Here is a 13,368-nt window from a genome sequence, read left to right on the forward strand (position 1 = left end):
ATGCGCGATCAAGAACCCTCCCCGGCCGACGCGGAACGGCGGCTGAGCACCAAGGAGGCCGCCGACCTGCTCGGCGTGAAGCCCGAGACCGTCTACGCGTACGTCAGCCGTGGCCAGCTCAGCAGCCGGCGGATGGCCGGCGGCAGGGGCAGCACCTTCGACGCGAAGGAGGTTGAGGCGCTCGCCCGGCGCAACAGGCGGGAGAGCGGCGGGAGTCCGGGCTCGGGCGGAGAGTTGTCCGTACGGACCCGCATCACGCTCATCGACCGGGACCGGTACTACTTCCGGGGCGTCGACGCGGTCGACCTGGCGGCACGCCACACCTACGAAGAGGTCGCCGAGTGGCTGTGGACCGGCCGGATCCGTCCCGGCGTCACCTTCCTCGCGCCCGACGCCGCCGTCGCCGTCGCCCGCCGCGCCGTCGACGCGCTGCCCGAACACGCCGCGCCCACCGACCGGTTGAGGGTCGCCGCGATCGCCGCCGCGAGCGCGGACCCGCTGCGCTTCGACCTGTCCGAGAATGCCGTGCTCGGCGCCGCGCGCACCCTCATCCCCACCCTCGTCGCCGCGCTGCCGCCGGTGCGGCTCGATCATCGGGACGAGGGCCCGCTCGCCCGGCGCCTCTGGGCGCGGCTCAGCGGGTGGGACCCGGACGAAGCGTCACTGCGCGCCCTGGACCGGGCACTCGCCCTCCTGGTCGACCACGACCTGGCCGCCTCGACGCTCGCGGTGCGCGTCGCCGCTTCGGCGCGTGCACACGCCTACGCGGCCGTCTCCGCCGGGCTCGGCGTACTGGAGGGCCCGCTGCACGGCGCGGCCAGCGGGCTCGCCCACCGGCTGCTGCTCGACGTGCTCGACCACGGCGACGCGGCCCCGGTGATCGCCGACGAACTGCGGGCCGGCCGCCGTATCCCGGGGCTCGGCCACCGGCTCTACCCCGGCGAGGACCCACGCGCGCGTGCCCTGTTCGCCCTCCTGGAGGAGATCCCGCGCGCGGCGCCCGCCCTCGCCGCGGCCCGCGACATCGTGGCCACCACCGCCCGCCACACGCCCCTGCACGCCAACGTCGACCTGGCGCTCGCCGTACTCACCACGTCCTCCGGCATGCCCGCCACGGCAGGCGAGACGATCTTCGCCATGGCCCGTACGGCGGGCTGGATCGCCCACGCCCTGGAGGAGTACGGCGAACGCCCGCTGCGCATGCGCCCGAGCGGGCTGTACGTGGGCCCGAGGCCGCCGCAGCCCCTGCCGGAGTAGGACACAGGCGGGGCGAGAAGTCATCCCGGCTCAAGTCAGGTTAGGCTCACCTCTGTGAGTACGTGCTCAACCGTCTCCCGAGGCCTCGACGAGCCCGTTTCGGGAACCGCGGCGACCGCCAGGACCTGGCTGCTGCTGGAGCAGCCCGGTCCGTGGGGTGCCAAGGCGCTCACCTCGAGCCACCTGGACCCCGCGCTGGGCCGCGCCCTGGAGGCGGCCGCGAAGGGCACAGGGGTCCGCATCGCGCTCATACGCCGCCCCGGGCGCCACGCGGACTGCCGGATGCCCGCCACGCGCCGGGTGTACGCGGCGCACACCGTGCCGGGAAAGGTGTGGTTGCACGGCGCCACGACCACCGACCCCGGGCAGCTGCTCGACCTCGACCTCACCGCGCTCGGCAAGGGCGACCACCGCAGCTTCGACGCGGTGCTCGGCGGACGGCCCCACGAGGGAGACCCCCTCGCCCTCGTCTGCACCAACGGCAAGCGCGACCGCTGCTGCGCGCTCCTCGGCCGGCCCCTTGCGGCCGAACTCGCCGCCTCCGGGGTCCAGGGCGTCTGGGAGGTCACCCATCTGGGCGGTCATCGATTCTCCCCGACGGTGCTCGTCCTGCCGTACGGATACGCCTACGGCCGTGCCGAGGCGCACACCGTCAAGGAGGTCCTGCACGGCGCGCAGGAGGGCCGGATCGTCGTGGAAGGGTGCCGCGGGAGCTCCGCCTGGGAGCGTCCCGGCCAGGCGGCCGAGCTGGCCGTGCGCACGACGGTGGGCGAGTACGCGGCGGAGGCGCTGCGCGTCGTACGGACGGACGGTGCCGCCCCGCGCTGGGAGGTGACCGTCGCACACGTCGACGGGCGCCACTGGCGGGTCGTCGTGGCCCAGGGCGCGTCCCAGCCGCCCCGCCCGGAGAGCTGCGGGGTGTCGGTGCTGGGCTCGCCGGCGCGGATGGACGTGGTCGAGGTGCGCGAACTGACGGTGGCGGCGGCGCTCGCGAGCTGACGGCTCCGGGGACGCGCGGGTCCCCGTCCCTCTCGGGCCGGCTGTCCCTGCAGCGGGCCCGGGCGCGGTCGTGCGCCTGTCGACGCTCCTCCCCTCGTGCACGTCCCCTCATGCACGCGCGCGTGCGTGGCCATTAGGCGAACGGGCTGATCACGGCCCTCACCCGGCCTCGTGCACGCGCGCGTGGGCGGCCGTTTCCCCGGAGCGCTTGCCGTAGCCGGACCCCGGCTGCCGCGCCCCGGCCGAGAGATCCACGCCCCGGCCGAGAGATCCACGCCACACCCCTACGGCGCGGCGCACCCGCCCACGTACCGTCATGGGTATGAGCCCCACTCCCCCCGCACGTCGCCTGCGTCTCGGCCTGCCGCGGCGGGTGTTTTCGCAGGTGCTGCTGATGCAGGTGGCGATCGCCGCGGGTGTCGCGGTGCTCGCGACCGGGCTGTTCCTCGCGCCGCTCAGCGACCAGCTGGACGACCAGGCGATGCGCCGCGCGCTCGCGATCGCGCAGACCACCGCGCAGCAGCCGCAGATCGCCGACGACCTGCTCAGCACCCGTCCGTCGCCGGACGGGCCGGTGCAGCAGGAGGCGGAGCGGATCCGGAAGGCCACCCACGCCGAGTACGTCGTCGTGATGGACCGGCGGGGCGTGCGCTGGTCGCACACCGACCCGCAGCGGATCGGCGGGCACGTGTCGACCGACCCCGGCCAGGCCCTGGCCGGCCGGGAGGTCATGGAGATCGACAGCGGCACCCTGGGCCGCTCCGCCCGCGGCAAGGTCCCGTTGCGCGACAGCCGGGGCGACATCGTCGGGGCGGTCTCGGTCGGCATCGCGTACGACAGCGTCCGGGCGCGGCTGCTCCACGCGATCCCGGGGCTGTTCGCGTACGCCGGCGGCGCCCTGGCCGTCGGCGCGCTGGCCGCCTGGCTCATCTCCCGGCGCGTCCAGCGGCAGACCAGGGACCTGGCCTTCTCGGACATCGCGGCGCTGCTGGCGGAGCGCGAGGCGATGCTGCACAGCATCCGGGAGGGCGTCGTCGCCCTGGACCGCACCGGCCGCGTCCGCCTCCTCAACGACGAGGCGCAGCGTCTGCTGGACATCGACGGCAGCGCGGTGGGCAGAACCCCCGACGAGGCGCTCGGCGAGGGCCGTACGGCCGACGTGCTGGCCGGGCGGGTGACCGGCACGGACCTGCTCACCGTCCGCGGCCAGCGCGTCCTGGTCGCCAACCGGATGCCCACCGACGACGGCGGCGCCGTCGCCACTCTGCGCGACCGCACCGAGCTGGAGCAGCTCGGCCGGGAACTCGACTCCACGCGCGGCCTGATCGACGCCCTGCGCGCCCAGGACCACGAGCACGCCAACCGCATGCACACGCTGCTGGGCCTGCTCGAGCTGGGGATGTACGACGACGCCGTGGAGTTCGTCGGAGAGGTGGTCGGCGACCACCGGGCCACCGCGGAACAGGTCACCGAGAAGATCCAGGATCCCCTGCTCGCCGCCCTGTTGGTCGGCAAGGCGACCGTCGCGGCCGAGCGCGGTGTCGCTCTGTGGGTCTCGGACCGGACGCGGCTGCCGGACCGGCTGATCGACCCCAGGGGGCTCGTCACCATCGTCGGCAACCTGGTGGACAACGCGCTCGACGCCGCCGCGGGCACACCGCACGCGCGCGTGGAGGTCGAATTGCGTACCGAGGGGCGTACCGCGATCCTCAGGGTGCGCGACACAGGGCCTGGAATCCCCGCCGAACACCGCGAGTTGGTCTTCACCGAGGGATGGTCCACCAAGAAGCCGCCCGCCCACCGCGAGCGCGGGATCGGGCTCTCCCTGGTGCGCAGGCTCGCCGAGCGGCAGGGCGGCAGCGCGACCGTGGCAGAGGCGCACGGCGGCGGGGCGGAGTTCATCGTCGTCCTGCCCGAGGCGCTGGCCGAGCCCGGCCCGGAACCGGCCCTGAGCGTGCCGTCAGCCCCGCAGACCGCCAAGGAGGAGTCGCGATGATCGAGGTCCTGGTCGTGGACGACGACACCAGGGTGGCGCGGGTCAACGCCGCCTACGTCGAGAAGGTGCCGGGCTTCCACGTCGCCGGCGAGGCCCACAGCGCCGGGGAGGCCCTGCGCAAGCTGGAGACGCTGCCCCGCCTGGACCTGGTCCTCATGGACCACTACCTGCCCGACGAGACGGGCCTCGCGGTCGTCCAGGAGATGCGCCGGCGCGGCCACCAGACCGACGTGATCATGGTGACTGCGGCCCGGGACGTGTCCACCGTGCAGGCGGCGATGCGGCACGGCGCGCTGCAGTACCTGGTCAAGCCGTTCGCCTTCGCGGGCCTTCGCGCCAAGCTGGAGGCGTACGCGGAGCTGCGCCGCACCCTCGACGGCGGCGGCGAGGCGGAGCAGGCCGAGGTGGACCGCATCTTCGGCGCCCTGTCGGCGCCGTCGGAGCCGGACCTGCCCAAGGGGCACTCCCCCACCACGGCGGAGCTGGTGCGCCAGTCCCTGATGAACGCCGACGGCCCGCTGTCCGCGCAGGAGATCGCCGAGCGCACCGGGGTGAGCCGCCAGACCGCCCAGCGCTATCTGAAGCTCCTGGAGCGCACGGGACGGGCCAGGCTGACCCTCAAGTACGGCGACGCGGGCCGCCCGGAACACCGTTACGTGTGGGCGACCCGCGCCTAGGGCACGGCCGGGTGGGGGCGGGAAGGGACCGTGCCCACTCTCCTGTACGGATTCGGCGCGCAGCCTTCTCTCCTCTACGGATCCGGCCCCGGCCGTCTCCGCGAACTCGGTCGTGGACCTGGCGGGGTTTCCGGCTCTGACCCTTGGCACAGGCCGGCCGCCTCGGGCTCCTCCCTCGGGTACTCATGCGGCTCCAGCCCCCGTCAGCGACCGCACCTCCGTCTCCGCGTGCTTGGCCTCGTCGGGAACCTCCGCCGAGGTGACCGTGCCGAGCCAGCCCGCCAGGAAGCCCAGCGGGATGGAGACCAGGCCGGGGTTCTGCAGCGGGAAGTACTGGAAGTCGACGCCCGGGAACAGTGATTCTGGGCTGCCCGAGACCACCGGGGACAGCAGCACCAGCGCCACGGCCGGGATCAGCCCGCCGTAGACGGACCACACGGCGCCGCGTGTGGTGAAGCCGCCCCAGAACAGCGAGTAGAGCAGCACCGGCAGATTGGCGGAGGCGGCGACGGCGAAGGCGAGGCCCACCAGGAAGGCGACGTTGAGGTCGCGGGCCAGCAGACCGAGGGCGATCGCGACCACGCCGATACCGACCGCGGCGGCCCGGGCCACCGCCACCTCACTGCGCGGCCTGCCACGCCGCCGCCGCAGGGACGCGTACAGGTCGTGCGCCACGGATGCCGAGGAGGCGAGCGTGATTCCGGCGACGACGGCGAGGATCGTGGCGAAGGCGACAGCGGCGACGACCGCGAAGAGAACCGTTCCGCCGGTGGAATCCGCGCCGCCACCCAGATCGAGCGCCAGCAGCGGAACCGCCGTGTTACCGGCCGCGTTCGACCCGCGTACGGCGTCCGGCCCCACGATGGCGGCCGCACCGAAGCCGAGGACGATCGTCATCAGGTAGAAGCCACCGATGAGCCCGATCGACCAGACCACCGAGCGCCGTGCGGCCCGCGCGGTCGGCACGGTGTAGAAGCGGGACAGGATGTGCGGCAGCCCGGCCGTGCCCAGCACGAGGGCAAGTCCGAGGCTGATGAAGTCGAAGCGGGCGGTCCAGTCCCCGCCGTACCTCAGCCCGGGCGCCAGAAACGCTTCGCCATGTCCGCTGCGCTCGGCCGCCGTGAGCAGCAGGCGGTCGACGTCGCCGTGGAACCGCACCAGGACGAGCACGGTCAGCGCGATCGTGCCGCTGAGCAGCAGCACCGCCTTGACGATCTGAATCCACGTGGTGGCCCGCATCCCTCCCAACGACACATAGATCACCATGAGCGCACCGACGCCGATGACGGTCCACGCCTGCGCCGCCTCGCTCGTGCCCCCGAGCAGCAGCGCGACCAGGCTGCCCGCCCCCACCATCTGCGCCACCAGATACAGAACGGACACCGTGACCGAGGAGGTTCCCGCCGCGATCCGCACCGGCCGCTCTCTCATCCGTGCCGCCACCACGTCGGCCAGCGTGAACCGGCCACAGTTGCGCACCAGTTCGGCGACGAGGAACAGCACCACGAGCCAGGCCACCAGGAAGCCCACCGAGTACAGCATTCCGTCGTAGCCGTAGAGGGCGATGAGCCCGGAGATCCCGAGGAAGGAGGCGGCCGACATGTAGTCGCCCGCGATGGCAAAACCATTTTCCATAGGTGAGAAGAGCCGGCCGCCGGCGTAGAACTCCTCCGCCGAACCGCGCCGCTTGCGGCTGACCCACGTCGTGATCGCCAGCGTGACCGCGACAAACGCGCTGAACAGCACCAATGCCAGCGTCTGGTGGTCTCCCGTCACGACACACCACCTCTCACACCACGTGTCATCTCCTGGGTGTCCCAGCGCAGTTCGAGCGCGGCCCGGTCCCTGCGCAGTCGCGCGTGGCGGGCGTACGCCCAGGTCAGCAGGAACGTGGTCAGGAACTGGCCGAGCCCCGCGAGCATCGCCACGTTCACCGCGCCCGCCACGGGCCGGGCCATCAGCTCCGGTGCGGTCGTGGCCGTCACGACGTAGGCCACGTACCAGGCGAAGAAGACGGCGACGGCCGGAACCACGAACCTTCGGTACCGGCTGCGCACCTCTTGGAACGCCGCGCTGCGCTGCACCTCGAGATACACGTCCGCCGCGGCCACGGCCCCGTCCTCCGTGCGTGCCGCCGGCACCACCGGAGCCGGCGCCCCCACGCCGACCGACTCGCCCCAGCCGGAGGCGAGGGCGTCGTACCAGGGATCGTCGTACCGTACGTGTCCGGACGCCCCGGCGACGGCCGGATCGTGACCGCCGAGGTGCCCGGCCGGACTCTCGTGACCACCTCCGCCTCCGCGGGGGCGACCGTTGCTTGGCTGCATGCCCAAGGATGGACAGAACGGGGAGATCCCCGGCTCTTCTTCTCCTGGCTCTTCACCCCATCAGGTGACTCAACCCGCTGGTCGACGCACGAGTCCCTGCGCGTAGGCGTAACGCACCGCCTGGGCACGGTCCTTGAGTCGCGTCTTGGCTAGGAGGTTGTTGATGTGGGGCTTCACCGTCGCCGTGGAGACGTGCAGCCTGCGGGCGATCTCCTGATTGCTGAGCCCTTCGGCGATCAGCAGCACCTCGGTCTCCCGCGCGGTGAGCCCGTCCGGCGCCTCGGGGGGCGGTGACGGTCTTGGCTTGGCTTCCGACAGGCGCTCCAGCACCCGGCGTTGGATACCCGGCGAGAGCCCTGCCCACGGCCCGCACGATCTCATCTGCGGACGAGGAGCGTGCCCGAGAGCGCGAGCAGCAGGGCGGAGATACGGCAGGCGCAGACTGGCGGGCGATCACAAACGACACCCGCCCCGCACCCAGGACCACCCCTGGCACGGGCCCGCCCCTCGCCGGCCGGGGGCTGCCTCCACCCCCGGCCCAGGCCCAGCGCCTACGCGTCGATCCGCGACCGGTCCAGCGTCGCCGCCGAGTTGGAGATGAACTCCTTGCGCGGGGCGACGTCGTTGCCCATCAGCAGGTCGAAAACCCCTTCCGCGGCTTCCAGGTCGGTGAGGTTGATCCGGCGCAGGGTGCGGCGGCGCGGATCCATGGTCGTCTCGGCCAGCTGGTCGGCGTCCATCTCACCGAGACCCTTGTACCGCTGGATGGAGTCCTTGTACCGGATGCCCTTGCTCTGGAACTCCATGAGCTTGTCGCGCAGCTCACGGTCCGAGTACGTGTAGACGTACTTGTCCTGGCCCTTCTTCGGCTGGATGAGCTCGATCCGGTGCAGCGGCGGCACCGCGGCGAAGACCCGGCCCGCCTCGACCATGGGCCGCATGTAGCGGTGGAACAGAGTCAGCAGCAGCGTACGGATGTGGGAGCCGTCGACGTCGGCGTCGGTCATCATGATGATCTTGCCGTAGCGCGCCGCGTCGATGTCGAAGGTGCGGCCCGACCCGGCTCCTATGACCTGGATGATCGCGCCGCACTCGGCGTTCTTCAGCATGTCCGTCACGGACGACTTCTGGACGTTGAGGATCTTGCCGCGGATCGGCAGCAGCGCCTGGAACTCGGAGTTCCGGGCGAGCTTCGCCGTGCCGAGCGCGGAGTCTCCCTCGACGATGAACAGCTCGCTGCGGTCGACGTCGTCGCTGCGGCAGTCGGCGAGCTTGGCGGGCAGCGAGGAGGACTCGAGGGCCGTCTTGCGGCGCTGGGCGTCCTTGTGCTGGCGGGCGGCGATGCGCGTACGGGCCGCGGCGACGGCCTTCTCCATGACGACGCGGGCCTGCTGGGCCGCGTCCCGCTTCGTGGAGGTCAGGAATGCCTTGAGTTCCCTGGAGACCACCGTGTTCACGATGCGGCGGGCCGCCGAGGTCCCGAGGACCTCCTTGGTCTGGCCCTCGAACTGCGGCTCGGCGAGGCGGACGGTGACGACCGCGGTGAGGCCCTCCAGGGCGTCGTCCTTGACGATGTCGTCCTCGGCGACGCGCAGCAGCTTCTTGGCGCGCAGCACCTCGTTCATCGTCTTGGTGACGGCCTGCTCGAAGCCTGCGACGTGGGTGCCGCCCTTGGGGGTGGCGATGATGTTGACGAACGACTTGACCGTCGTGTCGTAGCCGGTTCCCCAGCGCAGCGCGACGTCGACGCCGAGCTCGCGGGTCACCTCGGTCGGCGTCATGTGACCGCGCTCGTCCAGAACGGGCACTGTCTCCTTGAAGGTGCCCTGCCCGGTCAGACGGAGGACGTCGCAGACCGGCTTGTCGTTCGCCAGGAACTCGCAGAACTCGCTGATACCGCCGTCGAAGCGGAAGGACTCCTCGCCCTTGCTGCCGCCCTCGCCGAGCCCGAATTCGTCGCGGACGACGATGGTCAGGCCGGGCACCAGGAACGCGGTCTGGCGGGCGCGCTGGTGCAGGTTCTCCAGGGAGAGCTTGGCGTCCTTGAGGAAGATCTGGCGGTCGGCCCAGTACCGCACGCGCGTGCCGGTGCGGGTCTTCGGGATCTTCTTGGTCTTGCGCAGCCCGCTCTTGGCCTCGAACTTCGCGTCCGGGCCGTTCCCGGCGAAGGCACCGGGGACGCCGCGCCGGAAGCTGATGGCGTTGGTGTGCCCGCCGCGGTCCACCTCGACGTCCAGCCGGGCGGACAGGGCGTTCACGACGGACGCGCCGACGCCGTGCAGACCGCCGGAGGCGGCGTACGAGCCGCCGCCGAACTTGCCGCCGGCGTGCAGCTTGGTCATGACGACCTCGACACCGGAGAGGCCGGTCTTGGGCTCGACGTCGACGGGGATGCCGCGGCCGTTGTCCCGGACCTCGACAGAGCCGTCGTCGTGGAGGATCACCTCGATGTGGTCGCAGTACCCGCCAAGGGCCTCGTCCACGGAGTTGTCGATGATCTCCCACAGGCAGTGCATCAGACCGCGACTGTCTGTCGATCCGATGTACATGCCAGGGCGCTTGCGCACGGCCTCGAGCCCCTCGAGGACGAGCAGGTGCCGCGCGGTGTAGTTGGAACCGTCCCGGTCTGCTCCTGCCAGCAGCGCTGTGGACGGCACGGACGTCTCGGCGGTCACGCGGTTCGCTCCTCGCTGAATTTCAGATGGGGCCCTGTTGGGTAAGGGCGCGGCTTCGGTCACCGGTGAGAGGGTACCGAGGCCTGGTAGAGCCGTTGTAACGCCACCCTCGCCGGGACCTCAGAGTAGTCCAGCATCGCATACATGTTCGATCCCTCGATGGAGTGAAGTACACATCACGTTCCCTTCGAGGCATGAACCATTTAGGCTCCGGGCACGTCCTCATGAACAAACCGGCAACCCAGCCGGGAGGACCGACACCGACCGACAGCGCGAACCCGTAGACACTGCAGACACGCAATACGGCACATTCGCCGCCAACCGGCAGCAGCCAGCCGCCTCGGGAAGATTTTTTCGAGGAAAAGCCGCGAGCGGGAACGTTTTGGGGCTGGTTGGATGTTGACCCTGGTACGACAGCTCGTCGAGCTAGAGAAGAGGCGACGTGACTACTGTTCTGACTTCCGCGAGCCCGCTGACGGCCGCTGATCGCTGCGACCGCTGCGGCGCCCAGGCATACCTGCGCGTCGTCCTGCTGAGCGGCGGAGAACTGCTCTTCTGCGCCCACCACGGTCGCAAGTTCGAGCCGGAACTCAAGAAGATCGCCGCTGAGATACAGGACGAGACGGAGCGGCTGACGTCCGTTCCGGGCAACGTCTCCGAAGAGGAGCGCTGACACCTCACGTCCGACGACGAGCAGCCCGGCACAGGCCGGTGAACGGGCGGCTGCCTCTGAAAGCAGAGGCAGCCGCCCGTCGTCATGCCCCCACGAGCCCGCTCAGGCTCCGTCGGACGCCCTCTGCGGCCCTCTGACGCCCGTGTCCCAGCCGAGCCTGCGCATGACGTCCGACACGCGCGTGTAGACCCCGGGGCTGTCCGCCCGCCCGCAGCCGCTCCCCCAGGACACGAGCCCGATCAGCCGCCCCTGGGCGACCAGCGGCCCGCCGCTGTCGCCCTGACAGGCGTCGCGGCCACCGTCGAGCTCCCCGGCGCACAGCATGGTCTCGGCGCGGTAGGCGCCCTCGGCACTGCCGGGATAGGCCCTCTCACAGAGCGCGTCGGGCAGTACCCGCACGCGTGCGGCCCGCAGACTGGTCGCGTAGTCGCCGGCACCCGTGGCATCCCCCCACCCATAGACCATCGCGGCCGTGCCCACCCCGTACGCGGGATCCCCCGCGGCCGCCATTGCGATCACCGAGCCGGCGGGAAGGGGTGCGGCCAGGATGAGCACCGCGAAGTCACCGGAGTTGCTGCGGTCGTCATAGCCCGGGTTCACCCAGGTGGCGCGCACGGCGATTTCCTGGCCCCGGTCCGAGAGCAGGTCCGTACGCCCAGCGATGACTCTGAGGTCGCGCACCCGGTCCGGCGGGGCTCCCAGGACCTCCTCGTCCAGGCAGTGAGCCGCGGTGAGCACGATCGTGGGGCCGACGGCCACGCCCCCGCAGAACTGTCCCGCCCGGGTACCCCCGAACCGGTCACGGCTGGACAGCGCCACCGTCCACGGACTCTGCGACACCTCCACCGGGAAACCGCCGACGACAACGCTGTCGGCGGCTGCGGGGGCGGCGGACGCCAGCGGTATGGCGGACGCCGCGGCCGCCAGGGCCAGCGGCGCGGCGAGGGCCCGGGCAATGCGACCACGCATGTGTTCTCCTCACTCTGGGGTTCACCATGGGACACCCAGAGTGATCCAGCCGACCGCGCCGCGCACCCGCGGGGCAGCACGAAGGCCCGGTTCCCGCTCAGGGAACCGGGCCTTCCGCGTCGTACGACCGAGACCTAGTCGAGGTAGTCGCGCAGCACCTGCGAACGCGACGGGTGGCGCAGCTTCGACATGGTCTTGGACTCGATCTGGCGGATGCGCTCACGCGTGACGCCGTACACCTTGCCGATCTCGTCGAGGGTCTTCGGCTGACCGTCGGTGAGACCGAAGCGCATGGAGACGACGCCCGCCTCGCGCTCGGACAGGGTGTCGAGCACCGAGTGCAGCTGCTCCTGCAGCAGCGTGAAGCTGACCGCGTCGGCCGGGACGACGGCCTCGGAGTCCTCGATGAGGTCACCGAACTCGCTGTCGCCGTCCTCACCCAGCGGGGTGTGCAGCGAGATGGGCTCGCGGCCGTACTTCTGGACCTCGATGACCTTCTCCGGGGTCATGTCGAGCTCCTTGGCCAGCTCCTCCGGGGTGGGCTCGCGGCCCAGGTCCTGGAGCATCTGGCGCTGCACGCGCGCGAGCTTGTTGATGACCTCGACCATGTGCACCGGGATACGGATGGTGCGGGCCTGGTCGGCCATCGCGCGGGTGATCGCCTGACGGATCCACCAGGTGGCGTACGTGGAGAACTTGTAGCCCTTGGTGTAGTCGAACTTCTCGACCGCGCGGATCAGGCCGAGGTTGCCCTCCTGGATGAGGTCCAGGAAGAGCATGCCGCGGCCGGTGTAGCGCTTGGCCAGGGAGACCACCAGTCGGAGGTTGGCCTCCAGGAGGTGGTTCTTGGCGCGGCGGCCGTCCTCGGCGATGATCTCCAGTTCGCGCTTGAGCTTCGGCGCCAGCTTGTCGGAGTTGGCCAGCTTGTCCTCGGCGAACAGACCCGCCTCGATGCGCTTGGCGAGCTCGACCTCCTGCTCGGCGTTGAGCAGGGGGACCTTGCCGATCTGCTTGAGGTAGTCCTTGACCGGGTCGGCGGTGGCACCGGCGGCGGCGACCTGCTGCGCGGGCGCGTCGTCCTCGTCCTCGTCGGAGAGCACGAAGCCGGCGCTCTCGGCACCCTCGGGCTCGTCGGCGACCTTGGCGTCCTCGAGGACCTCGTCCTCGATCAGCTCGACGTCGTCCTTCTTGGCGCCGGTCTTCTTGGCAGCCGTCTTCTTGGCAGCGGCGGTCGTCTTCTTCGCCGCCGCCTTCTTGGCGGTCGCCTTCTTGGCCGCGGCCTTCTTCGCGGGCGCCTCTTCCTCGGCGGCGGGCTCGGCAGCGGGCGCCGCCGGGGTGGCCGTGGCGGTGGCCTTCCTGGTGGTCACCGCCTTCGCCGCGACCGTCTTGGTGGCGGTGCGCTTGGCGGGGCTCTTCGCTGCGACGCTCTTGCGGGTGCGCTTGGGCTCTGCGGCACTGACCATCAGCGTCACACCCTCTTCCTCGAGGATCTGGTTGAGGCTGCGCAGTACGTTCTTCCACTGAGTGGCCGGAATCTGGTCAGCTTCGAAGGCCCGACGCACGTCATCGCCGGCGATCTGCCCCTCAGCCTTTCCCCGCTCAATGAGCGCCATGACAGAGACGGACTCGGCGATCTCCGGCGGGAGCGTACGGGATGTGCTGGCCGACACGAACAACCTCTCGGAACGTTGGAAAACGGCTTCCGGCCCCGTCCACAGTGGACAGGAGCCGACCGCCGGCTTGGGGATGGGCCGACGGCGCGGGCGAGGACCCGGGAGATGCACAGCGCCGTGAC

Annotated in this window: 10 protein-coding genes and 1 pseudogene; 5 read left to right on the forward strand and 6 right to left on the reverse strand. The window is 71.2% G+C overall.

Annotated elements, in window-relative coordinates; translation table 11 throughout:
• The 4 genes from ACYVMZ_RS27355 (at nt 1) to ACYVMZ_RS27370 (ending at nt 4,929) form a co-directional block, all read left to right on the forward strand.
• Nucleotides 1-1,257, forward strand: a complete 1,257-nt coding sequence (locus ACYVMZ_RS27355; protein ID WP_461084167.1) for a citrate synthase — start codon at nt 1-3, stop codon at nt 1,255-1,257.
• 54 nt (nt 1,258-1,311) lie between these two features.
• Nucleotides 1,312-2,256, forward strand: coding sequence for a sucrase ferredoxin (locus tag ACYVMZ_RS27360; protein ID WP_461084169.1), 945 nt, complete (start codon nt 1,312-1,314; stop codon nt 2,254-2,256).
• A 322-nt stretch (nt 2,257-2,578) separates the two neighbouring features.
• Nucleotides 2,579-4,252, forward strand: a complete 1,674-nt coding sequence (locus ACYVMZ_RS27365; RefSeq protein WP_461084171.1) for an ATP-binding protein — start codon at nt 2,579-2,581, stop codon at nt 4,250-4,252.
• Nucleotides 4,249-4,929, forward strand: a complete 681-nt coding sequence (locus ACYVMZ_RS27370; protein WP_461084173.1) for a response regulator — start codon at nt 4,249-4,251, stop codon at nt 4,927-4,929. The genes ACYVMZ_RS27365 and ACYVMZ_RS27370 overlap by 4 nt, the downstream gene beginning before the upstream one ends.
• Before the next feature lie 183 nt (nt 4,930-5,112).
• Here the strand turns inward: ACYVMZ_RS27370 and ACYVMZ_RS27375 are convergent, their stop codons facing one another.
• From ACYVMZ_RS27375 to ACYVMZ_RS27390, 4 genes and pseudogenes are all read right to left on the reverse strand, one after another.
• Nucleotides 5,113-6,705, reverse strand: a complete 1,593-nt coding sequence (locus ACYVMZ_RS27375) for a solute symporter family protein (RefSeq protein ID WP_461084175.1) — start codon at nt 6,703-6,705, stop codon at nt 5,113-5,115.
• Complete coding sequence (locus ACYVMZ_RS27380) at nt 6,702-7,256, reverse strand: DUF485 domain-containing protein (RefSeq protein ID WP_461084177.1); 555 nt, start codon at nt 7,254-7,256, stop codon at nt 6,702-6,704. The genes ACYVMZ_RS27375 and ACYVMZ_RS27380 overlap by 4 nt, the downstream gene beginning before the upstream one ends.
• A 69-nt stretch (nt 7,257-7,325) precedes the next feature.
• Nucleotides 7,326-7,616 (reverse strand): annotated as a pseudogene (locus ACYVMZ_RS27385) (response regulator transcription factor); the annotation flags it as partial.
• 191 nt (nt 7,617-7,807) lie between these two features.
• Entirely contained in the window at nt 7,808-9,931 is a 2,124-nt protein-coding gene (locus ACYVMZ_RS27390) for a DNA gyrase/topoisomerase IV subunit B (RefSeq protein ID WP_461084179.1), read from the reverse strand.
• A gap of 442 nt (nt 9,932-10,373) precedes the next feature.
• Between ACYVMZ_RS27390 and ACYVMZ_RS27395 the strand changes: the two genes are divergently transcribed.
• Nucleotides 10,374-10,604, forward strand: coding sequence for a DUF7455 domain-containing protein (locus ACYVMZ_RS27395; RefSeq protein ID WP_461084181.1), 231 nt, complete (start codon nt 10,374-10,376; stop codon nt 10,602-10,604).
• 102 nt (nt 10,605-10,706) lie between these two features.
• Here the strand turns inward: ACYVMZ_RS27395 and ACYVMZ_RS27400 are convergent, their stop codons facing one another.
• Together ACYVMZ_RS27400 and ACYVMZ_RS27405 are read right to left on the reverse strand one after the other, a co-directional pair.
• Nucleotides 10,707-11,573 carry a serine protease gene (locus tag ACYVMZ_RS27400; protein WP_461084183.1) on the reverse strand — a complete coding sequence of 289 codons (867 nt, stop codon included), beginning with the start codon at nt 11,571-11,573 and terminating at the stop codon, nt 10,707-10,709.
• Between the two features lie 134 nt (nt 11,574-11,707).
• Nucleotides 11,708-13,243: an RNA polymerase sigma factor gene (locus tag ACYVMZ_RS27405; protein ID WP_461084185.1), complete on the reverse strand. Its 1,536-nt coding sequence runs from the start codon at nt 13,241-13,243 to the stop codon at nt 11,708-11,710.
• Nucleotides 13,244-13,368 lie beyond the last annotated feature (125 nt).

It is taken from the genome of Streptomyces deserti, from assembly GCF_054782695.1.

What these genes read in the sequence shown, in the direction of transcription:
- ACYVMZ_RS27355 (WP_461084167.1), top strand. Translation starts at nt 1, where the DNA reads ATGCGCGATCAAGAACCCTCCCCGGCCGACGCGGAACGGCGGCTGAGC.
- ACYVMZ_RS27365 (WP_461084171.1), top strand. Translation starts at nt 2,579, where the DNA reads ATGAGCCCCACTCCCCCCGCACGTCGCCTGCGTCTCGGCCTGCCGCGG.
- ACYVMZ_RS27370 (WP_461084173.1), top strand. Translation starts at nt 4,249, where the DNA reads ATGATCGAGGTCCTGGTCGTGGACGACGACACCAGGGTGGCGCGGGTC.
- ACYVMZ_RS27380 (WP_461084177.1), bottom strand. Translation starts at nt 7,256, where the DNA reads ATGCAGCCAAGCAACGGTCGCCCCCGCGGAGGCGGAGGTGGTCACGAG.
- ACYVMZ_RS27400 (WP_461084183.1), bottom strand. Translation starts at nt 11,573, where the DNA reads ATGCGTGGTCGCATTGCCCGGGCCCTCGCCGCGCCGCTGGCCCTGGCG.